This is a genomic window from Lactobacillus iners (assembly GCF_011058775.1).
Lineage (GTDB): Bacteria > Bacillota > Bacilli > Lactobacillales > Lactobacillaceae > Lactobacillus > Lactobacillus iners.
This window is the reverse complement of the sequence record NZ_CP049230.1, coordinates 1,044,601-1,066,442: the sequence shown is the minus strand read 5'-3', so window position 1 is coordinate 1,066,442 and position 21,842 is coordinate 1,044,601. Positions and strand designations below refer to the sequence as shown.

General features: G+C 33.0%; 20 protein-coding genes. 19 read left to right on the top strand and 1 reads right to left on the bottom strand.

Annotated features, from left to right (window positions below):
* The first annotated feature begins 94 nt into the window (after nucleotides 1-94).
* From trmL to G6Z82_RS05145, 10 genes are all read left to right on the top strand, one after another.
* Nucleotides 95-607, top strand: coding sequence for a tRNA (uridine(34)/cytosine(34)/5-carboxymethylaminomethyluridine(34)-2'-O)-methyltransferase TrmL (gene trmL / locus G6Z82_RS05190; RefSeq protein ID WP_006730065.1), 513 nt, complete (start codon nucleotides 95-97; stop codon nucleotides 605-607).
* 10 nt (nucleotides 608-617) lie between these two features.
* A complete protein-coding gene (locus tag G6Z82_RS05185) occupies nucleotides 618-1,025 on the top strand; it encodes a DUF1149 family protein (RefSeq protein ID WP_006729556.1) in 408 nt (135 codons plus the stop codon).
* A gap of 15 nt (nucleotides 1,026-1,040) precedes the next feature.
* Complete coding sequence (locus tag G6Z82_RS05180) at nucleotides 1,041-3,305, top strand: FtsK/SpoIIIE family DNA translocase (RefSeq protein WP_164785882.1); 2,265 nt, start codon at nucleotides 1,041-1,043, stop codon at nucleotides 3,303-3,305.
* A gap of 4 nt (nucleotides 3,306-3,309) precedes the next feature.
* A complete protein-coding gene (locus G6Z82_RS05175) occupies nucleotides 3,310-4,524 on the top strand; it encodes an insulinase family protein (RefSeq protein WP_163623563.1) in 1,215 nt (404 codons plus the stop codon).
* Nucleotides 4,521-5,744, top strand: coding sequence for a M16 family metallopeptidase (locus tag G6Z82_RS05170; protein WP_164785881.1), 1,224 nt, complete (start codon nucleotides 4,521-4,523; stop codon nucleotides 5,742-5,744). The genes G6Z82_RS05175 and G6Z82_RS05170 overlap by 4 nt, the downstream gene beginning before the upstream one ends.
* Nucleotides 5,745-5,852: 108 nt before the next feature.
* Nucleotides 5,853-6,929, top strand: coding sequence for a helix-turn-helix domain-containing protein (locus tag G6Z82_RS05165; RefSeq protein ID WP_102877957.1), 1,077 nt, complete (start codon nucleotides 5,853-5,855; stop codon nucleotides 6,927-6,929).
* A 2-nt stretch (nucleotides 6,930-6,931) separates the two neighbouring features.
* On the top strand, nucleotides 6,932-7,510 hold the full coding sequence (gene pgsA / locus G6Z82_RS05160; protein ID WP_164785880.1) for a CDP-diacylglycerol--glycerol-3-phosphate 3-phosphatidyltransferase: 579 nt from the start codon (nucleotides 6,932-6,934) through the stop codon (nucleotides 7,508-7,510).
* A 122-nt stretch (nucleotides 7,511-7,632) separates the two neighbouring features.
* On the top strand, nucleotides 7,633-8,670 hold the full coding sequence (recA, locus tag G6Z82_RS05155) for a recombinase RecA (protein ID WP_006729562.1): 1,038 nt from the start codon (nucleotides 7,633-7,635) through the stop codon (nucleotides 8,668-8,670).
* An 83-nt stretch (nucleotides 8,671-8,753) separates the two neighbouring features.
* Nucleotides 8,754-10,385, top strand: coding sequence for a ribonuclease Y (gene rny / locus G6Z82_RS05150; RefSeq protein WP_164785879.1), 1,632 nt, complete (start codon nucleotides 8,754-8,756; stop codon nucleotides 10,383-10,385).
* A gap of 94 nt (nucleotides 10,386-10,479) precedes the next feature.
* Nucleotides 10,480-11,616 carry a glycosyltransferase family 4 protein gene (locus G6Z82_RS05145; RefSeq protein WP_006732695.1) on the top strand — a complete coding sequence of 379 codons (1,137 nt, stop codon included), beginning with the start codon at nucleotides 10,480-10,482 and terminating at the stop codon, nucleotides 11,614-11,616.
* 46 nt (nucleotides 11,617-11,662) lie between these two features.
* Here G6Z82_RS05145 and G6Z82_RS05140 read toward each other — a convergent pair whose 3' ends face one another.
* Complete coding sequence (locus G6Z82_RS05140; protein WP_006735780.1) at nucleotides 11,663-12,328, bottom strand: YigZ family protein; 666 nt, start codon at nucleotides 12,326-12,328, stop codon at nucleotides 11,663-11,665.
* Between the two features lie 41 nt (nucleotides 12,329-12,369).
* On the opposite strand from G6Z82_RS05140, the gene G6Z82_RS05135 reads away from it, so the two are divergent.
* From G6Z82_RS05135 to G6Z82_RS05095, 9 genes are all read left to right on the top strand, one after another.
* A complete protein-coding gene (locus tag G6Z82_RS05135) occupies nucleotides 12,370-13,659 on the top strand; it encodes an ATP-dependent helicase ComFA (RefSeq protein WP_006732697.1) in 1,290 nt (429 codons plus the stop codon).
* A complete protein-coding gene (locus G6Z82_RS05130) occupies nucleotides 13,637-14,320 on the top strand; it encodes a ComF family protein (protein ID WP_006732709.1) in 684 nt (227 codons plus the stop codon). The genes G6Z82_RS05135 and G6Z82_RS05130 overlap by 23 nt, the downstream gene beginning before the upstream one ends.
* A gap of 80 nt (nucleotides 14,321-14,400) precedes the next feature.
* A complete protein-coding gene (gene hpf / locus G6Z82_RS05125) occupies nucleotides 14,401-14,958 on the top strand; it encodes a ribosome hibernation-promoting factor, HPF/YfiA family (RefSeq protein WP_006729568.1) in 558 nt (185 codons plus the stop codon).
* A gap of 162 nt (nucleotides 14,959-15,120) precedes the next feature.
* Nucleotides 15,121-17,520 (top strand): preprotein translocase subunit SecA, encoded by a 2,400-nt coding sequence (gene secA / locus G6Z82_RS05120; RefSeq protein ID WP_006729569.1) that lies wholly within the window; start codon nucleotides 15,121-15,123, stop codon nucleotides 17,518-17,520.
* Nucleotides 17,521-17,561: 41 nt separating this feature from the next.
* Nucleotides 17,562-18,678 (top strand): peptide chain release factor 2 gene (gene prfB, locus G6Z82_RS05115; protein WP_100067563.1). Its coding sequence is split into 2 segments (ribosomal slippage): nucleotides 17,562-17,633 and nucleotides 17,635-18,678, totalling 1,116 coding nucleotides; the frame shifts between segments, so codons are not numbered across the junction.
* Between the two features lie 16 nt (nucleotides 18,679-18,694).
* Nucleotides 18,695-18,991: a hypothetical protein gene (locus G6Z82_RS05110; RefSeq protein WP_006729571.1), complete on the top strand. Its 297-nt coding sequence runs from the start codon at nucleotides 18,695-18,697 to the stop codon at nucleotides 18,989-18,991.
* Nucleotides 18,992-18,994: 3 nt separating this feature from the next.
* The gene (hprK, locus tag G6Z82_RS05105; protein WP_006729572.1) at nucleotides 18,995-19,933 is read left to right on the top strand and encodes an HPr(Ser) kinase/phosphatase; all 939 of its coding nucleotides are present in this window, start codon (nucleotides 18,995-18,997) and stop codon (nucleotides 19,931-19,933) included.
* A gap of 14 nt (nucleotides 19,934-19,947) precedes the next feature.
* Nucleotides 19,948-20,781, top strand: coding sequence for a prolipoprotein diacylglyceryl transferase (gene lgt / locus G6Z82_RS05100; RefSeq protein ID WP_006732899.1), 834 nt, complete (start codon nucleotides 19,948-19,950; stop codon nucleotides 20,779-20,781).
* Nucleotides 20,782-20,817: 36 nt separating this feature from the next.
* Nucleotides 20,818-21,837 carry an NAD(P)H-dependent glycerol-3-phosphate dehydrogenase gene (locus tag G6Z82_RS05095; protein ID WP_006732904.1) on the top strand — a complete coding sequence of 340 codons (1,020 nt, stop codon included), beginning with the start codon at nucleotides 20,818-20,820 and terminating at the stop codon, nucleotides 21,835-21,837.
* Nucleotides 21,838-21,842: the final 5 nt, after the last annotated feature.

Below are 21,842 nucleotides of genomic sequence, written 5' to 3'. Positions count from 1 at the left end.
CAAATAATATCAGTGCAATGGTTAATATTAAAGAGTAAAATATAGATTGAATATAACGTGGTACTGTGTACTGCGTTTTTTAAGGGAGAAGAAAATGACAAATCATGTAGTCTTATACGAGCCGTTGATGCCGGCTAACACTGGTAATATAGCTAGAACGTGTGCTGGTACGGATACGGTTTTAGATTTAATTGAGCCATTAGGATTTAGCTTAGATGATAAGCATATGAAACGAGCAGGTTTGGATTATTGGGATAAGGTTAAAATTAATAAACATGATAGTTTAGAAGATTTTTTAGCTACATTACAATCTAATGATGAGATGTATTTGATATCTAAATTTTCAAGTAAATCTTATACCGATGTTGAATATACAGATCCAACCAAAAATTATTATTTTGTTTTTGGTAAAGAAACTACGGGCTTACCTAAGACATTTATGCGTGAATATTATGAAAGAAATTTACGCATACCAATGTCTGATCATATTCGTGCTTTTAATTTAGCCAATTCTGTAGCTATTGTATTATTTGAAGCATTGAGACAACAAGGATTTCCTCATTTAGAAAAGTCACATCATTATCCAAAAGATAAATTGAAAGATTAGGGTATATATTATGAAATTTAAAAAGATGACACCAGTAACTACAGAGCATTTTCACTTTGATGTTAATGAAGAAGAAAAAGTAAAAAATGAAGTTAATGTTTCTTTGCGTCAGGTTTATCATCAACCTGAGGGACAAGAAGCTGATGAAGGAAAAGATGGCAAGTATTTTCAACTTGCAGTTATTTTTGATGTAGCACCTGCTCCAGGTGAGTTTAGTGTTTCAGGTTTGATTACGCAAATTGTTCAATTTGTAGACTATTTTGGTGATGGTACCGATTTGAATCCAGCTGATTACCAATTAGTAAGTCGACCTTTAGTTGAAGAAATCGAAACCTTAATTTATCAATTAACGCAAGTTATTTTTGATGAGCCACTTAATATTACTTTTAAATCTAATTTTGATCAGTTAAAACGTTAATAGGAAGGTTTTTTAATGCCTAGAAAAAATACATCTATTTCTAAAGTTAAAAAGGAGAAGCTCGAGTGGGTGATTACAGGCTTAATTTTGGCAGTACTTGTGCTTTTTTCTTGTGCTGATTTTGGTTTATTAGGTAATCAAGCCACCAATTTAGTGCGTCTTTTTTTTGGTGACGCTCATTATTTAGCTAGTGCTATTATTGGCGTTTGTGCATTGGTGATGATTATTTATAACCAACCACCGCACTTAGGTCAGAAAAGAACTTGGGGATTAATTATTTTCACGATCGCTTTAACGGCTTGGTGTAGTTCTCTCTTATTTCAGAAATTAATGCTGCAGCATGATTATATGAGCATTTTTTTAACACGGATTGGACAAGAATTTCTACATGGTAGGGATTCCATTAGTGTTGGTGGCGGCTTAATTGGTACTTTATTTTGTCAAATCTTTAATTATCTATTTGGCAGTTATGGTAGTAAATTTATTGAAGGTCTATTAATTGTTACTGGACTGTTGATGTTTTTTGATGTTAAATTTCGAACAATTGTCCAAAAATTTCAAACCTTGTCTAAGTTCTTTATTGCCAAAAATAAAGATGCAGGTATCTTATTAAAAGATAAATATACCGATTTAATTGAAAATTATCATGACCAACATAAAGAGAAACAAGATTTTCCGAATATAGGCGATTTAGATGCTCCTAAAAATGAGCAGTTACCTGAGTCAGCCCCTGTAGATGTAGTTGTCGATAAGGCAAATGATTTGAGCAATGATAATGAAATATCGGAGTTAGCTCACGATTTAGTTAAAAAAGATGATAAAAATTCGCTAGGAAGATTAGATTATGTCTATCCATCATTAGATTTGCTGGATGCAGTGCCAAATACTGATCAATCGTCAGATAGTAAATTAATCAAGCAAAATACTCTGACTTTAGAAAATACATTTAGTAGTTTTGGCGTTAGTGTCATTGTAAAAAAGGCTGTGTTAGGACCTACAGTTACTCGTTATGAAGTTCAACCAGCTGTAGGAGTTAAAGTTAGTCGGATTGTTAATTTAACTGATGATTTGGCTTTGGCTTTGGCAGCAAAAGATATTAGAATTGAAGCTCCAATTCCTGGTAAGCCTTTTATTGGTATTGAAGTGCCAAATAAAATTGCTTCGACAGTTTCTTTTCGGGAAGTTATGCAAAAGCAAGAAAATAAAGCTAAACAGGAAGTTTTGTCAGTTCCTTTGGGCAAGAATGTTACAGGTCAGATAGTGTCTGCGGATTTGCGTAAGATGCCACATTTATTAATAGCTGGAGCTACTGGATCAGGTAAATCTGTTGCTATCAATACTATTATCACAGGTATTTTGATGAAAGCTCATCCAGATGATGTCAAATTGATTTTAATTGACCCTAAAATGGTGGAACTGTCAGTTTATAGTGGTATACCACATTTATTGATCCCAGTTGTGACTGATGCCAAATTAGCAACTAGTGCTTTACGCAAGGCAGTTAGGGAGATGGAACGTCGTTATCAATTATTTGCTGCTGGTGGAGTGCGAAATATTGGTGAATATAATGAGAAAGTAACATTAAACAATCAAAATAAAGCTAATTCAGTAATGGAATTATTGCCTTATATTGTTGTTATTGTTGATGAGTTGAGCGACCTTATGATGGTTGCTGGTCGAGAAGTAGAAGATTCTATAGTTCGTTTAGCTCAAATGGCTAGGGCAGCAGGAATACATATGATTTTGGCAACACAAAGACCGAGTGTTGATGTTATTACAGGATTAATCAAAGCTAATGTTCCTTCCCGTATTTCATTTGCAGTTTCCAGTGGGATAGATTCGCGCACTATTTTGGATCAAGTCGGTGCAGAAAAATTATTAGGGCGTGGAGATATGCTTTATTTGCCAATAGGTGCTTCAAAACCTGAACGAATTCAGGGAGCTTACATTAATGTAGATGAAGTTGAACGAGTGGTTGATTGGGTTAAAAAGCAACAAGCTACTGAATATGATCAAAAAATGATACCATCTGATAGCGAAGATGCCGAAAATGATAATTCTGAGCAAGATGATACTGATGACGAGTTTTATCAACAGGCTGTAGATCTAGTAAGGCAACAACAAACAGCTAGTGTTTCGTTATTGCAACGACGCTTTAGGATTGGATATAATCGTGCAGCTAGAATAGTAGACGCAATGGAAAAAAATGGCATAGTAGGTCCATCTACTGGTGCAAAACCCCGAGAGGTTTTATTACCACCATTAAAAGATGAGGAGTAAAGACTTGGGTAATGTAGTAATTGAGCAGAATAATAAATTTAAAACGGGATGTATTGGATGCTTTTTTAGATTGGATTTAACACCCAAAAATATTACAATTTCTACCTTGTTAGCAGAAGTACAAAGTTTATTATCTGAAAAATATAATACCATTAATCGCCAATCTAAAAGGCTATCTTCATTATATGATGCATCTTTGCAAATCTTTCCGGAGATTAATGGCAATAGCATCGTAATGAGCTATATGTTGAATTTCATTGAACCACGTGAAATTTTAGACCCTGAGTATGATTATGCTAAGATCATGGAAACATTTTTTTCTATTGTTCATCGACCTTTGATTGATGAAAAAGTAGTCAATTTGGCTAAAAGTACTTTGCATAGTAACATACGTGATTTTTTTGAGTTGCCAGAAAATCGTGCTTTGCATCAATTTATGAAATTATGGTTCAAAAATCAGCCAAATTATCAATATGTTAATGTAGTTAATCGAGATATTTTAGATCAATTGTCTTTAGAAGATATACAAGATTTTGTCAAAATTTTGTTTAAGAGTCCGCTGATGATTTATGGACAAGTTGCAGACACGAATTTATTCAATAAAATCGGACATAGCTATTTTAATATTTTTAAGTCTAAGGCTGATTTTGTTAATCCGCAGCTGGTTGTTGATCGAGATATTGATACTTTCGATGAAAGTAGTGATGCTCAGTATGAACAAGCACAAGTTTTAATGGGTTATTTTTATAATCATATTCAATCAATGCCCCGTCCATGGATTGGTCCCTTAATTATGAGTTATTATTTGGCTAATACTGAGAGTTCGATTTTATTTAAAAAAGTACGTGAGCAGTTAGGTGCTACATATGGTGTAGATGCATTTAATGATGAAAATCATTCATTACTTTTAATTAGAACGGGTGTTAACAAAAATCAGGTAAAGCAAGTTAAGGAAATCATCCAAGGATGTTTATCTGATTTAGTGTGCGGGTTAGTAGATCAAGAAGCTTTTGACCATAGTAAGCAATTGTTGATTAATAATTTTAATAGTTATGGTGATATTCAAGAAAGTATGATGATTAAAGCTGTAACTGAGAATCTGATTGGTTCTTTTTCAACTATTCCTAATATGATCAAGTTAATTAAAGATTATACAGTTAACGATCTGATAAATTTAGCTAAAACGATGCAATTGAATGGAAGTTATTGTTTGTTATGATGGAAGAAAACTTAATTAGTAAAACTTATGATAGTGGCTTTGTTGCAAATATTATTTTAAAGCCTGGTTTTGCCAGTAAGTTTATGGGAATTGTTGTTGATTTTGGTGGCAGTGATCCACAAGAAATTAGTGGTGGTGCTCACTTTTTGGAGCATAAGCTTTTTGCTAAAAAATACGGTGATATAGCGTTGAAGTTTGAACGTTTAGGAGCAGATTCTAATGCTTATACTGGCTTTAACGAGACCATGTATTATGCAGAATTTGCCAATCATTGGCCCCAAATTTTGCCACTTCTTTTTGAACTAGTAGGTGAGCCATATTTTACAGTGGATAATATTGATCAAGAAAGAAAGATTATTTGTCAAGAATTGGCTACAGCTAAAGATGATCCTGAATGGTATTTGATTCATAATCTAATGTCAAACATGTTTCCGCAAACTATGTTTACTCATGATATAGTCGGTTCTGAAGAGGATTTAGCTAAAATTGATATTTCCTTTTTAAATAAAATTTATAAAAAATATTATTGCTCAAATAATATGAGATTTGTTGCTTGCGGTGATTTTTCGCCATCGCAAGTGCAAAAAATATTCACTTTAGTTAATAAAATGCAAAAACAATATATTAATTGTGCACCGAAACCTAAAATAGCTGTGCAAACAATTGATTCAATGGCAACCGATGAACAGATTACAAATACCAAGTCAAAAAATATTCATGTAGGCGTGGCTATTAAGTTGCCTGATTTGAATAAATTTACTAGTAATGCTTTATTAGCAACAGATGTTTTAGAAATGTTAATTGATGCACATTTTAATAGTAATAATATCTGGTTGAGTAATATGCAATTACAAAATATTATTAATGATCAACCGGATGTTGATATTTATAATACTCGTGAAGGCAGCTTTGTAATTATAACGGCTATTAGTCGATATCCACAAAAATTAGTATCAGCAATCAAACATGAGTTGTTTAGAGGACATATGTCCGCAGAATTAATTGAATTAAATAAAAAGGAATTTTTAGCAAATTATTTAAGACTAACTGATGATCTTAATTCATATGCACAGCAGATGGCAGGGACACTTTTGCATGGTAGGTCACTAGCACAAATAATTGAAGAAGTTGTGCAAATGAATAATAGTGATATGGTAAGTCTTTATCAAGATATTTTAGCGAAAAGTAGTATATATAGTTGTATTATGTCAAATAGATAATAGAATGTATATTAGATAGGTAATACGGATATATTTGTAGTAAATCTTGTTTGTTTACTATACGTTTTGGTATACTTTTCAGTGAATGATAATGGAATGAGGGTTAATATGTCAGACATAGGTGATAAATTAAAAAATGCTAGAAAAGCAAATGGAATGACAATAGAAGACATTGAAAAAATTACAAAGATTCAGCGACGATATCTGTATGCTATTGAAGAAAATCAATTTGATCAGTTGCCTGGTGATTTTTATGTAAGAGCCTTTATTAAACAATATGCTCAGGTAGTAGGTCTTAATGGCAAAGAATTGCTTGATGAGTATCATAAAGAAGTTCCTGAAGCCACTCCTGAAAAATATGTGGAAAATTCTATTGATAATAAGAGTCAAGAAGTAAGAAAAACCACTAACAATAAAAAAGGTCTTTGGAAGCAATATATTCCGATTGCGGCTGCTATAATAGCCTTTTTTGTTACTGTTTGTCTTATTTATTTAATTTATGCACATTTCATCAGTAATACTAACCAAAAATCAATAAACCAAGTAGATAATGTGACTGTTAAGTCATCAAACGAAGAATCTCAAAAAAAGAAGAAACAGCGTGTAAAACACAAGAAAAAAGCTACTTCTGATATTAAATTAGAAAAGCTTAGTGATACTCTCTATAAAGTTAAAAAAATGGGTAATAAGAGAACTTTAGTTGTTAAAACTGGTTCAACGGCTGTTTTTGCTAGAATCTTTATTGATGGCCGATCTGTATGGCACGGTGTTTTGAATGCTGATGATGCACATCAAGTTAAAATTCCACATAATGTTGGTAATGTTACTGTATTTTTCGCAAATACCAGTTCAGCTGAATTAATTATTGGTGGTAAAAAGCTTAATATTACGAATAAAACCATGCCTAATGCTGCTCGAACAATTACATTTTTATTTGCACATAAAAATGCAGTAAAAACTAATGAAAAGAATCTTGTCAACAATAAAGAGAATGAGACTAAACAAGCAGAACAAAATAAAACTAATAATCAAACGGATACAAAGAATGAAAATATAAATAAGCAGGAGAACAAAAACACAACTCCTCAAAATAAACAACCTGTACAACATAGTCAACAAAATGAAACAAATAAACAAAATCAACAAAGAGATCAAGGGCAAGCTGCCGGAGGAAATAGTAGATAAAAATGAATTTACCAAATAAATTAACAACTTTACGAATTTTTATGATACCAGTTTTTATTTTGTTATTAATTTTTCAATGGCCAGCAGGATTCTTGTTATTAGGTTCAACTAAGATCTTTTGGTGTAATCTTGTAGCTGCTATAGTTTTTGCTTTAGCTTCATTTACAGATTATCTTGATGGACATATTGCTAGAAAGCGTGGTTTGGTAACTAATTTTGGCAAATTTGCTGATCCTTTAGCAGACAAAATGTTAACCATGACTGCTTTTGTATTTTTAATAACTTTGAATAATAGTCAACATACTTATGCACCTGCGTGGGTAGTTGCCATTATCGTTTGTCGTGAATTGGCAGTGACCGGATTACGCTTACTTTTAGCTGAAAATAAAGGTCAGGTTTTAGCCGCTAAAATGCCTGGCAAAATAAAAACTACAACGCAAATGTTAGCTATTATTTTCCTTTTGTTAAGTGATATTTACTATATTGGAACTATTTTCCTATATATCTGTTTAGTCTTTACTATTTATTCAGGATATGATTATTTCAAAAATAGTTGGCATATTTTTAAAGGATCAATGTAAATTTTGCATTTTTTTGCGTAATATAATTTAGAAAACAAGATTAAGCAACTAATAGTGCTTAGTCTTGCTTTTTTTAAAATAAAAAAAGTATAATTAATTTGTTAAGTTCAAGGAGGATAAAATTGGCTAAAGATGAAAAAAAAGCTGCTCTTGAATTAGCCTTGAAAAAAATTGAAAAAAATTTTGGTAAAGGTGCAGTAATGCGAATGGGTGAAAAGGTCGATACTAAAATATCAACTATTTCTACTGGTTCGATTGCTCTTGATACTGCACTGGGAGTAGGAGGCTATCCTCGAGGCAGAATTATTGAAGTTTATGGACCGGAAAGTTCCGGAAAAACTACAGTTGCTTTACATGCAGTAGCTGAAGTTCAAAAAAATGGAGGAACTGCAGCATATATTGATGCAGAAAATGCTATGGATCCTGCCTATGCAGAAGCATTAGGCGTTGATATTGATTCATTGATTTTATCACAGCCTAATACTGGTGAAGAAGGATTACAGATTGCTGATACTTTAATTTCTAGTGGAGCGATCGACATTCTGGTGGTAGATTCTGTTGCTGCATTAGTTCCACGAGCAGAAATTGAAGGTGAGATGGGCGATGCACACGTTGGATTACAAGCCCGCTTAATGAGTCAAGCCTTAAGAAAATTATCTGGCAATATTTCTAAGACTAAAACGATTGCTATTTTCATTAATCAAATACGTGAAAAAGTCGGTGTTATGTTTGGTAACCCTGAAACTACACCAGGTGGTCGTGCTCTTAAGTTTTACTCTACTATTAGGTTGGAAGTAAGAAAATCAGAACAAATTAAACAAGGTAGCGATCCTATAGGAAGTCGTGTAAAAATTAAAGTTGTCAAAAATAAGGTTGCACCTCCATTTAAGGTTGCTACAGTAGATATTATGTATGGTATTGGTATTTCTAAGAGTGGAGAGCTTTTAGATATGGCGGTTGATAAAGATATCGTCAATAAATCTGGGGCATGGTATTCTTATGGCGATGATCGTATCGGTCAAGGTCGAGAAAACGCTAAACAATATTTGGAGGAACATCCTGATATTTTCCGGGAAATAAATGATAAAGTACGACAGGCCTATGGTATTGACAATAAAGAATCTGATGAAGATTCGAGTGAAGATACCGAGCAAGAATAGTTACTATGTTTATTGACAATAATCTGCCTTACTCTTATTATTAATATGTGTGAATAATTTATATAGAAAAAGGGCGATAGTGTATGCAAAATAATTATTTGAGTTTTGTCGCTATCGTTATTTTTTCAATCCTGATTAGTGGAGTGGCAGGCTATTGTTATCGTAAGCATAAATGGGAACAGGCTGCTGAAAATGCAAAAAATGATGCTAAGCATATCATAGAAAACGCAAGATTGGACATTCAGTCAGCTAGAGAAAAACTACTAACTGAAAAACAAACATTGCAGGAAATGAAAAAGCATGTTGCAGATCTAAAAAAAGAGAAAATTCTTGAAGCACAGGAAGAAATTCATAGATATCGTGAAAAAGTTGAAAATGAACTTAACCAACGACGTAAAGAAGTTTCCAGACAAGAGAATAGATTGCTGCAACGAGAAGATGCAATTGACCGTAAAGATGGTATGCTTGATCAAAAAGATTGTCAGCTCACACAAAGGGAAAATCAAGTTAAAGAGTTACAAGCTGAACTTTCTGAAAAACACCAATTAGCTGATGCGTTGATACATCAACGTGAAGAAAAATTATATGAAGTATCTAGATTGTCAGTTGAAGATGCTAAGAAGATTATTTTGTCAGAGTTGTCGGATAAATTAGTTGCCGAGCGTGCTGCATTAGTAAAAGAGAGTAATGAGCAGGCTCAAGCAAAAGCGGAACATTACGCAACTAAGTTGATTGTAGAAGCTATTCAGAGTAGTGCAGCAGATACTGTTTCGGAAAATACTGTTTCAGTTGTTAATTTACCAAATGATGATATGAAAGGCCGCATAATTGGTCGTGAGGGTAGGAATATTCGGTCATTTGAAGCTATGACTGGTATTGATTTGATTATTGATGATACACCTGATGTTGTAGTTTTAAGTGGTTTTGATCCTATTCGCCGTGAAATTGCTAAGAGAGCCCTAGAAAATTTAATAAAAGATGGTCGTATACATCCGGCGAGAATTGAAGAAACCGTAGATCGTGCTCGTAAGGAAGTTAACGATGATATTTATGAAGCTGGTGAAGGTGCCTTAATGGAATTAGGTATTCATAAGATGCATCCTGAGTTAGTTAAAATTTTGGGTCGCCTAAAATATCGTACATCATATGGACAAAATGTGTTGTCGCATTCAATTGAAGTAGGCAAATTGACAGGTGTAATGGCATCAGAACTTGGTTTAGATGAAAAAATAGCGGTACGTGCAGGATTATTACATGATATAGGAAAATCAATCGATCATGAAATTGAGGGGTCACACGTTGAAATCGGTGTAGAACTAGCACGTAAATATCATGAATCTGAAATAGTAGTTAATGCTATTGCAGCACACCATGGTGATGTGCCAAAAATGTCATTTATTGCAGAGTTAGTCGTAGCTGCAGATACAATATCTTCAGCTAGACCAGGTGCTAGAAGTGAATCGCTAGAAAATTATATTCGCCGATTGGAGCAGTTAGAAAAAATATCTAAGGGTTATCCTGGCGTAAAACAAGCGTATGCTATTCAAGCGGGTCGTGAGATTAGAATTATGGTTGAACCAGATAAAGTTTCTGATGATCAAATTGTGTTGTTAGCACGAGATATTAAAAATCAAATTGAAAATGAAATGGAATATCCAGGTAATATTAGAGTTACTGTTATTCGTGAAAAGCGAGCTGTGGATATAGCAAGATAAAGGTGAACCAATGTTGGCTCACTTTTTTGTTACTATTGTCTTTATTTAATCCTATTTGTATAATTGATTCAGATGTTTAAGAAAGTAGCGAATTATGTTTCAAATTATTATAAAAATTTTTTCTTTGGTGATTATATCAGTTTTAATTACACCTTTTATTCGAAAGCTAGCTTTTGTATTAGGTGCGGTAGATAATCCGAATGCAAGAAGAGTTAATAAAAAACCAATGCCCACTATCGGTGGATTAGGAATTTTTGTTTCTTTTAATATAGGTGAATTTGTTTTATTGCGTAGTCAATTTCCAACGCATGAATTATTTTCAATTCTTTTAGCATCGTCAGTTATTCTTTTAACTGGATTAATTGATGATATCTTGGAATTAAAGCCGAAACAAAAAATGCTGGGAATTTTTATCGCAGCATTGATCATATACTTTTTGGCAGGAATTAGAGTTAATGAAATATCGTTGCCTTTTATGTCACCAATTAATTTAAGTTGGTGGAGTTTACCAATTACGGTATTTTGGATTTTAGCCTTGACTAATGCTGTGAATTTGATTGATGGCTTAGATGGCTTAGCTACCGGTGTATCAATGATTTCATTAAGTACAATGGGTATTGTAGGTTTCTTTTTCTTACATGGTTGGCAAAATTATGTACCTTTAATGTGTATTATGTTAGCTACATGCTTATTGGGCTTTTTACCTTATAATTTTCATCCTGCTAAAATCTTTTTAGGAGATACTGGAGCTTTATATATCGGCTTTATGATTTCTATATTGTCATTAAAAGGACTGAAAAATGTTACTTTTATTTCGCTATTAGTACCAATTATTATTCTGGGCGTCCCATTAACTGATACCATTTTTGCGATGATTAGAAGAAAATTGAATAAAAAGCCGATTACCGTTGCTGATAAACATCATTTACATCATCAATTGATGAGAATGGGGTTAAGTCACCGTCAAACAGTATTAGCTATTTATGGTATATCATTGTTATTTTCATTCATATCTCTTGTTTTTATATCATCACCGGCATGGGGTATTTGGCCACTGATGATAGGCTTATTATTTGCTTTAGAACTATTTGTAGAGACTATTGGCCTACTAGGAGATAAATTTAAGCCGTTATTACATTTTATTCAAAATTATATCAATAAAATGCATCGATCAGATCCGCAAGTTGGTATCTCGCATTTTTCTACTAAGAAAGATGAACATAAGAATTAATTTTTAAAAAAACGCATCTTTGATTTTTTAGATCAGGGATGCGTTTTTATTGATTATGGTAGTCAAAATCTGTTAATAAAATTTCATTATACAGGTCTTGTCCGATTGAAAATGCAACATGTTTAGCCAAGATATTATTAATATCTTGCTCAAACTTATCGATGTCTGATGAATCTAATAATACAGTTAGATTAATATCTGTTGTATATTCTTGTTTAAAAATTGAAATATGATTTTGCTTTAAAAAATATAGTATCTTATCTAAATGCTTATATTGGATTGAAAAAGATATTTTTTTTTGCAAAATACATTTAATAACACCAATATTTTCAGCTGCTTGTGTTACAGAGTTAGAATATGCTCTTATTAATCCTCCAGCTCCTAATTTGATGCCACCAAAATATCTTGTAACAACTGCAGTTATATTGTTTAAATTCATCAATTGCAACGCCTTTAATTCAGGAATGCCTGCAGTACCAGATGGTTCGCCATTGTCACATGCTTTAACACATGTATTGTCAAAACCAATAGTGTATGCATATGTGTTGTGAGTAGCATCTTTGTAGAGATTAGTTATTTTTTTAACAAAAATTTCTGCTTCTTCAACCGTATTAGTGCGTGCCATGGAGCAAATAAAGCGGCTTTTTTTAATTACTAGTTCGTGTGTACCATTTTCTTTTATTGTTAAATATTTTTCAGGTTTTTCAGTCAAAATAGACTCCTTTCTGCGTATTAAAAGTAGAGGTGTTAATATTGTTGAATAAACTTGCAGGTCGTCAATGGATCAATAATCAAGATAACGATATCATAAATTCAAAAGTAAAAAAAGTTCCAGCCATTATTGACAATATTTGCCAGCGTTGTGGTCAAGTAGTCATTTATCGACTGCCAACTGGACATAAATATTGTCATAGTTGCATTGGTTTAGGTAGAGTGAGTGAAAATGATTTTTTATGTAGAATGTCTCGTGTTGGGGATGCAGTCAAAAACGAAAATCATTTATTAACTTGGAAAGGTGATTTAACTGATCGGCAAGCAAAGGTATCCGCTGATTTATTGCATGCTTTGCAAAATAATCAGGATCATTTGGTGCATGCAGTTACTGGTGCAGGAAAAACTGAGATGCTTTTTAAAGCTGTAGAATATTTTTTGCAGCAGGGAAAATATGTAGCACTGGCGACACCTAGACTTGATGTCGTTAATGAATTATATCCTCGTATGTGTCGAGCATTTGCCAATACTAAAATTGGAAAATATCATGGAAAAATGGCACAAGATCCCGATAACGAACCATTTATTATTTGTACTACTCACCAACTTTTAAAATATTATCAGGCTTTTGATTTGATAATTATTGATGAAGTTGATGCTTTTCCATATGTCAATAATCCTATGTTATATTATGGTGCGAAAAATGCTATTAAGCCAACAGGGCAAACTTTTTATTTGACTGCTACACCTTCTAAAGATATGTTAACTAAAGTTAAAAATGGAGAGATGGGATATTCATTATTGCAACAAAGATTTCATGGTGGCTTGTTAGCTGTACCTGAAGAATATTTGTTTTGGCGTAAATATATTAGTGGCGAATCTCTACATCCTTTTTTAATAAAAGTACTGAATGAAATTATTAATAGTGGTAAGCCTTTATTAGTATTTGTACCTAGAATTGCTGAATTGGGACTTTATCAGACAATCTTGCAAAAAAAATACTCGCAATTAGTGATTGCTAGCGTACATTCAAGTGACAAAAATCGACAACAAAAAGTTGAACAATTTAGAAACAGAGAAATATCTATTTTATTAACTACGACTATTTTAGAACGAGGAGTTACGTTTCCAGGAGTACAAGTTATAGTCATAGCAGCAGATGATGCTATATACACGACAGCAGGATTAGTCCAAATTGCTGGAAGGGTGGGACGTGCAGCAACTGATCAGGTGGGTCGGGTTATTTTTTGTTATCACCATTATACTAAGGCTTTAAAAGAGGCAAAGAAACAGATTGTGGAGATGAATCATGCAACTATGTCTTTTATGTAATCAACCTTTCACAGATGAGGTAGACTTAAAAACAATTTTTTTACCTGTAAGTTATGTGGCTAAAATTATTTGCGTGAACTGTTATAAAAAATTTAAAAAAATCACTCATCCAGCATGCATAAATTGTAATTCTTACAAAAACAAACTTAATCAAGAGCAATTGTGTAATGATTGCTTAGCTTGGAAAGTTAGATATAATGGTGACTTAGTTTTTAACCGCTCGATTTATCAATATAATGACGCTTTTCATGATTTAATGGTAGCTTATAAAAGATATGGACATTATGTTTTATTTAATGTTTTAGCTGAATTAATTAAAAATCAGTTGCCACTTGCGGATAGATATATCCCAATCCCTAGTTCACCAGAACATTTACAACAGCGAGGATATGATACGATTATTTCTATCTATGAACCATTATGCAATTTGAGTCCCGTTTTAATCAAAAAAGCGGGTGGTGAAGCACAGGGTGAAAAAAATAAAAATGAAAGATTAGCAACTGATAATTTATTTAGCTTAAAAGCAAATGTTAAATTATCTGGTCAGATAGTATTGCTTGATGATATATATACTACGGGAAGAACGATTTATCATGCATGGGAGATTATCAAAAAAGCCTTCCCTGATTGCAACGTAAGTAGTTTTACAATCGCTCGTTAATTATATATAAAACCGCTTCCAAATATGCTATAATTATAGTATAAAGAAAACGTCAAAGACGTCGAAGGGAGAGAATCTTTATGTTAAAATACAACGTTCGTGGTGAAAATATTGAAGTAACAGATGCTTTGAAGTCTTATGTTGAAAAGCGACTTGAAAAGTTAGAGAAATACTTTGAAATAGAATCTGACGTAATTGCACACGTTAATTTAAAGGTATATTCAGAAAAGTCTTCCAAGGTTGAAGTAACAATTCCTTTGCCATATTTAGTATTACGTGCTGAAGATACGACTGATGATATGTATAAGAGTATTGACTTTGTGTCAGAAAAGTTGGAACGTCAAATCAGAAAATACAAGACGAGAATTAATCGCAAGAGTCGTGAACGTGGAATGAGAGACTTTTTCTATGACACAGATGTTGTTTCAGGTGCTACTGAGGAAAAGGCAGTTAGCGGATTTGATATTGTGCGTAACAAGCATTTGAATTTGAAACCCATGGATGCTGAAGAAGCAATTTTGCAAATGAATATGTTAGGTCATAATTTCTTTATTTTTGAAGATGCTGATACTAATGGTACAAGTATTGTATATAGAAGAAATGACGGACGTTACGGCTTGATTGAAACTAATGAATAATCTAATTGAGGTTAGAAGTTATATATAAATCCCTTTTTAAAGTGTTTAACTTTTTAGAGGGATTTTTGCTGTTATTTATATTTTTAATTTTATAAAAATAATGTTAAAATAGGTTAGTATATTTAAAATTGTGCACAAATTTTAACGTTAAGGATCGATTTAATGACTAATATTCTTAAAAAACTTTATGATAATGACAAAAGAGATTTGAAAAAATTTGAAAAGATAGCCAATAAGGTTGAAAAATTAGCAGATCATTTTGCTAATATGACTGACGAGCAGTTACAACATATGACTGTTGAGTTCCGTGACCGTTTGGCAAAAGGTGAGTCTTTGGATGATATATTGCCCGAAGCTTTTGCTACTGCTAGAGAAGGTGCAAAACGTGTTTTAGGTTTGTATCCTTTTCATGTGCAAGTAATAGGTGGTATCTCATTACACTATGGTAACATTTCAGAAATGATGACTGGTGAAGGTAAAACTTTAACAGCTACGATGCCAGTTTATTTGAATGCATTAACAGGGCAAGGTGTTCATGTTGTTACTGTTAACGAATACCTTTCTGCTCGTGATGAAAGTGAAATGGGTCAATTGTATAAATGGTTAGGCTTAACAGTTGGATTGAACCTTAATTCGATGTCATCTGATGAAAAACGTGAAGCATACAGTTGTGACGTAACATATTCAACTAATTCGGAATTAGGCTTTGACTATTTACGTGATAACATGGTTGTTTACAAAGAACAGATGGTTCAGCGTCCTTTAAATTACGCTATCATTGATGAGGTCGATTCAATTTTAATTGATGAAGCTAGAACACCTTTAATCATTTCTGGACAAGCTGAGCAAGCTAATAACGAGTATATCCGTGCCGATCGCTTTGTTAAAACTTTAGTTGAAGACAAAAGTGATGACAATATGGACGACAATGAGGATCATGGTGATTATAAAATTGACTGGCCAACTAAAACAATTAGCTTAACTAATCAAGGTATTAGCAAAGCGTGTGAACATTTCGGCTTGAATAATTTGTATGATATTGATAATCAAGTGTTAGTGCACCATCTTGATCAAGCATTACGTGCAAATTATATTATGTTGAATAACATTGATTATGTCGTTCAAAATGGCGAAGTTTTGATTGTTGATTCCTTTACAGGTCGTGTTATGGAAGGTCGTCGTTACTCTGACGGCTTGCATCAAGCTATTGAAGCTAAAGAAGGTGTGAAGATTCAAGAAGAATCTAAAACTCAGGCAACAATCACTTATCAGAATTTCTTTAGAATGTATAAGAAATTGTCAGGTATGACAGGTACAGCCAAAACAGAAGAAGAAGAGTTTCGTGAAATATATAATATGCAAGTTATTACGATTCCAACTAATCGTCCTAAGGCACGTAAAGATTTACCCGATATTTTATACCCAACCTTGGATTCGAAATTTGAAGCTGTAGTAGAAGATATTCAAACACGTCACGCTAAAGGTCAACCTGTATTAGTGGGTACGGTAGCTATTGAAAGTTCAGAACGTTTAAGTAAGATGCTAGACCAAGCTGGAATAGCTCATGCTGTTTTGAATGCTAAGAATCACGCTAAGGAAGCAGAAATTATTATGAATGCTGGTCAGCGTGGTGCAGTTACTATTGCAACTAACATGGCAGGTCGTGGTACTGATATTAAATTAGGGCCTGGTGTTAAAGAATTAGGTGGATTAGCTGTTATCGGAACTGAACGTCACGAATCAAGACGTATTGATAATCAGTTACGTGGACGATCAGGACGTCAAGGTGATCCAGGTACAACAAGATTCTACTTGTCATTGGAAGATGATTTGATGAAACGTTTTGGCTCAGAACGTGTTAAGGCCTTTTTGGATCGCATTGCTGGTAGTGATGATGAAAAGGTAATCGAAAGTAGAATGATTACACGACAAGTGGAGTCTGCTCAAAAACGTGTTGAGGGTAATAACTATGATACTCGTAAGCAAACTTTGCAGTATGATGATGTTATGAGAACGCAACGTGAGATCATTTACGGTGAAAGAATGCAAGTTATTACTGAAGAACATTCCTTAAAAGAAGTGTTAATTCCTATGATGCAAAGAACGATTGCACATCAAATTGATTTGTACACTCAAGGATCTAAGAATCAGTGGCGAACAGATCAAATTCGTGACTTTATTGCTTCCAGTTTGGCTAGTGAAGAAGATGCAAAGAAGATCAATTTAAAGAATATAACTGTTGACGAATTAAAAGAACAATTATATGAAATGGTTGATGACAATTATGCAGAAAAAGAAAGACAACTAGTTGATCCAGAACAAATGTTGGAATTTGAAAAAGTTGTCATTTTGCGTGTTGTTGATGATCGTTGGACGGATCATATTGATGCGATGGATCAATTACGTCAATCTATCAGTTTAAGAGGATATGGTCAATTAAATCCTTTAGTTGAGTATCAAGAAGCTGGGTATCGTATGTTTGAAGAAATGATTAGTAATATCGAATATGATGCTACTAGATTATTTATGAAAGCACGTATAGTACCAAATATGAGTCGATAAAAAAGGGAGGGTTGACCTCCTTTTTTTGAAAGGAGTTTAATATGGAAATAAGTGAGATCCAAGCATTACTAGCAAATTTTGAAAAACAATTGTCACATTTTAGGAGGTCTCTTTGACTTCGATAATTTAAAAGAAAGTATCGCAATCAATGAGCAAAAAATGGCGGATGATACCTTTTGGAATGATCAGACGAATGCCCAAAAAATAATTGAAGCGACCAATTATATGCGTGAAAAAGTTGATAAATATCAAACCTTAAGTTCTGCTTTAGCTGATGCGAAGACGGCTGTTGAACTATATAATATGGAGCCGGAAAATGATATGCTAATGGAGATAACAGCAGAAGTTGAAAAATTGAAGAATGAATTTAATAACTATGAGCTGCATCTATTATTGTCGGGAAAATATGATGATCATAATGCCTTGCTAGAAATTCATTCTGGTGCTGGTGGTACAGAAGCTATGGATTGGGCTAATATGTTATTTAGGATGTATCAACGTTGGTGTGATAGTCATAATTTAACCTTTGAAGTAGATGATTTCCAGGTAGGTGACGAAGCAGGCTTAAAAAGTGTTAGTGTTAGAGTACAAGGTAATAATGCATTTGGCTTGTTAAAATCAGAAAATGGCGTGCATCGTTTGGTTAGAATCTCTCCATTTGATTCTGCTAAGAGAAGACATACGTCGTTTGCTTCAGTTGAAGTTATTCCTGAAATTGATAAGAGTATAAATATTGAAATAAATCCGGATGACTTACGAATCGATGTTTATCGATCTAGTGGTGCAGGTGGACAGCATATTAATAAAACATCTAGTGCTGTTCGAATTACGCACTTACCTACTGGTATTGTTACTTCTTCACAAGCTCAGCGTTCGCAATTCCAAAATCGTGAGACAGCAATGGATATGTTACGAGCAAAATTATTTAAACTTGAGGAAGACAAAAAGCGTAAGCAAACTGAGGCTTTAAAGGGTAATCAAAAGGAAATAAATTTTGGCTCTCAAATTAGATCATATGTATTTCATCCATATAATATGGTTAAAGACCATAGAACTGATTATGAAACTAGTGATACTATAGGAGTGATGAATGGTAATCTTGATCCATTTATTTATGCTTATTTGCAGTGGATGCTAAGTCAAGAAAATCCAGAGTAGAATTTGTGGTGATAATATGAAATTTAAATATTTTGTCATAGCAATATTAGCTTTTATAATTTTGAATTTGATATTGCTTTTAAATATAATTTATAAATTATTAACATTTCTTTTTCCAATTTTCTTTATAATCGATATACTTATTATTGTTTTTGGTGCTCTTTCGATTTATATTGCAATTCATAAGGCTAAAAAAAAGTATAGTAGTTATATCAAAAAATTTTATTATAATGATAATTGCAAGCAAGCATCAACATCTCATCGTAAAGAGGCTAGAAATGTTACTATTGATGATGTAGATAAAGAGGACTAATTTATGAGTGATATGGTTAAAATTAGTGAATTGTTGCATGATAATCCCACTTTGACAGTTAAACAGGGTGAAGATTATTTGGAACATAGGGTTGTGTCTGTATCTGATATTTCAAGACCTGGCTTGGAATTAACAGGTTATTTTGATTTCTATCCTAAAGAAAGAATTCAATTATTAGGTAAAACAGAAATTTCGTATAGTACACATTTAGATCATGATTTGAGAACCAATGTTTTTAGACGAATGGCCACTGATATTACGCCTTGTTTTGTGATTTCACGTGGATTACCTATTCCATCAGAATTGTTGGAAGCTGCAGAGCAGGCAAAAGTTCCAGTTTTAACTAGTAATATGCCTACAACTCAGTTGACTAGTGTCTTAATGCAGTACTTGGATGAACATTTAGCACCTAGAAAAAGTATACATGGTGTTTTAGTGGAAATTTATGGTATGGGTGTGTTGATTATGGGCAATTCAGGTGTAGGTAAGTCAGAAACTGCACTTGATTTAATCAAGCGAGGTCATCGTTTGATTGCTGATGATCGAGTTGATGTTTATCAAAAAGACGATAAAACGGTTGTAGGTGAGGCTCCAGCGATTTTGAAGCATTTGATGGAAATAAGAGGGATTGGTATTATTGATATCATGAGTCTCTTTGGTGCTGGAGCTGTTAAAGAAAAGTCTGAAATTCAATTAGTAATTAATTTACAAAATTGGGATCCTAAAGAAAATTATGATCGTTTGGGTATTGCAGAAAAGTATATCAACATCTTTGATGTTGCAGTTCCTCAATTAACTGTTCCAGTTAAAGTTGGACGTAATTTAGCAATTATTATTGAAGTAGCTGCCATGAACTTTAGAGCAAAAAAGATGGGATATGATGCTAGTGAAAAATTTGAAAGAAATTTGTCAGCTTTAATTGCTGATAATTCTCAGAAATAGAAAAAGGATTAAAGATGAACTTGATAATAAATCCAGTAGCTTTTAGATTAGGATCGATGTCAATTAAATGGTATGGAATATTAATGGCATCAGGAATTGTAATAGCATTATTGATGGCAATAGTTGAAGGAAAGAAGAGGCAGATAATGCCCGAAGATTTTTCCGATTTTCTATTGTGGGGAGTACCAATAGGCTTTGTAGGTGCAAGGCTTTACTATGTTATTTTTAAATGGGACTATTTTGCTCAAAATCCAGGGCAAATATTTGCTATTTGGAATGGTGGAATTGCTATTTATGGCGGGTTATTAACGGGCTTAGTTGTGTTAATTTTATTTTGTAATTCTAGATTTTTACCTCCCTTGTTGATGCTAGATATTATTATTCCAGGCGTTATGGCTGCTCAAATAATTGCTCGTTGGGGTAATTTTATTAATCAAGAAGCACATGGTGCGTGTGTTAGTTTATCCTTTTTACAAAGCTTGCATTTACCAGATTTTATAATTAAGCAAATGTATATAGCAGGTCATTATTATCAGCCAACATACTTATATGAATCGTTTTTCAATTTAATTGGACTAATTATTATTTTGGTCTTACGACATAAAAAGGGTTTGTATAAACGAGGAGAAGTATTTTTTAGTTATTTGATATGGTATTCTGTAGTTCGTTTCTTTGTGGAAGGGATGCGAACAGATAGTTTATATTTAATGAATACCATTAGAATTTCGCAATTAGTAAGTGTTATTTTGTTTATTGTAGCAATTGTGTTATTAATTTATCGTCGCAAATATAAGCATGTCAAGTGGTATTTAGATGGTAGTGGATTAAAATATCCGTATGAGCGTTAATATTATTTTGGATTAATAGATAGAAAGTTGATAGAAATGACAAAAATTAGTGTATTAGGAAATGGTTCGTGGGGCTCTGTATTGGGCTCAATGTTAGCAGATAATGGAAATGATGTTATTTTATTTGGTAATATTGCTGCAGTTAATCAAGAAATCAATGAAAAGCATACTAATGAGCATTATATGAAAAATTGGTCTTTAAATGAGAGTGTTAAAGCAACGGATGATTTAGAGCTAGCTTTAAAAGATGCTGAAATTGTGTTATTTGTGTTACCAACCAAAGCAGTCAGGATAGTTGCTAAAAATGTTCGCAAAGTTTTAGATAAATTAGGCACTAAACCTTTGTTAGTTACTGCTACCAAAGGAATAGAACCAGGTAGCAAAAAATTGATTTCTGAAATTCTAACTGAAGAAATTTATCCTAATGATTTAGATAAAATTGTGGCTATCAGTGGACCTAGCCATGCCGAAAATGTTGCTCAAAAAGATTTAACAGCTATTGCTTGTGCATCAACTGATATTAAAAATGCCGAATTAGTTCAAAAATTATTTTCCAATAATTACGTCAGATTTTATACAAATCCAGATTTAATTGGTGTAGAAGTTGCAGGAGCAGTAAAAAATGTTATTGCGATTGCTGCAGGTATATTAGTTGGTAAAAAATTTGGTGATGATGCTAAGGCTGCCTTAATGACACGTGGATTAGCCGAAATTACTCGTTTAGGTGTTAAATGTTTCGGTGCCGATCGACTTACTTTTAGTGGCTTAGCTGGTATTGGTGATTTAATTGTTACTTGTACTTCTTCCAATTCAAGAAATTGGCGTTGTGGTAAGCAATTAGGTGAAGGTAAACCATTACAAGAAATTTTAGATAATATGGGACAAGTTGTTGAAGGTGCGACTACTGTAAAAGCCGTTCATGAATTATGTGAAGCTAATGATGTTGATATGCCAATTAGCGAGGCTATTTATCGTGTTCTTTATGAAAATTCAGATGTTGATCTAGAAATCAAAAAAATGATGGGACGTAGTCCAAAACCTGAAATCAGATTGTAAAATTT

Coding starts and splice junctions, on each gene's coding strand:
- lgt (WP_006732899.1), top strand. CDS start 19,948: ATGAACTTGATAATAAATCCAGTAGCTTTTAGATTAGGATCGATGTCA.
- G6Z82_RS05130 (WP_006732709.1), top strand. CDS start 13,637: ATGCAACTATGTCTTTTATGTAATCAACCTTTCACAGATGAGGTAGAC.
- rny (WP_164785879.1), top strand. CDS start 8,754: ATGCAAAATAATTATTTGAGTTTTGTCGCTATCGTTATTTTTTCAATC.
- G6Z82_RS05095 (WP_006732904.1), top strand. CDS start 20,818: ATGACAAAAATTAGTGTATTAGGAAATGGTTCGTGGGGCTCTGTATTG.
- hprK (WP_006729572.1), top strand. CDS start 18,995: ATGAGTGATATGGTTAAAATTAGTGAATTGTTGCATGATAATCCCACT.
- secA (WP_006729569.1), top strand. CDS start 15,121: ATGACTAATATTCTTAAAAAACTTTATGATAATGACAAAAGAGATTTG.
- pgsA (WP_164785880.1), top strand. CDS start 6,932: ATGAATTTACCAAATAAATTAACAACTTTACGAATTTTTATGATACCA.
- G6Z82_RS05145 (WP_006732695.1), top strand. CDS start 10,480: ATGTTTCAAATTATTATAAAAATTTTTTCTTTGGTGATTATATCAGTT.
- G6Z82_RS05170 (WP_164785881.1), top strand. CDS start 4,521: ATGATGGAAGAAAACTTAATTAGTAAAACTTATGATAGTGGCTTTGTT.
- trmL (WP_006730065.1), top strand. CDS start 95: ATGACAAATCATGTAGTCTTATACGAGCCGTTGATGCCGGCTAACACT.
- hpf (WP_006729568.1), top strand. CDS start 14,401: ATGTTAAAATACAACGTTCGTGGTGAAAATATTGAAGTAACAGATGCT.
- G6Z82_RS05110 (WP_006729571.1), top strand. CDS start 18,695: ATGAAATTTAAATATTTTGTCATAGCAATATTAGCTTTTATAATTTTG.
- G6Z82_RS05185 (WP_006729556.1), top strand. CDS start 618: ATGAAATTTAAAAAGATGACACCAGTAACTACAGAGCATTTTCACTTT.
- G6Z82_RS05180 (WP_164785882.1), top strand. CDS start 1,041: ATGCCTAGAAAAAATACATCTATTTCTAAAGTTAAAAAGGAGAAGCTC.
- G6Z82_RS05165 (WP_102877957.1), top strand. CDS start 5,853: ATGTCAGACATAGGTGATAAATTAAAAAATGCTAGAAAAGCAAATGGA.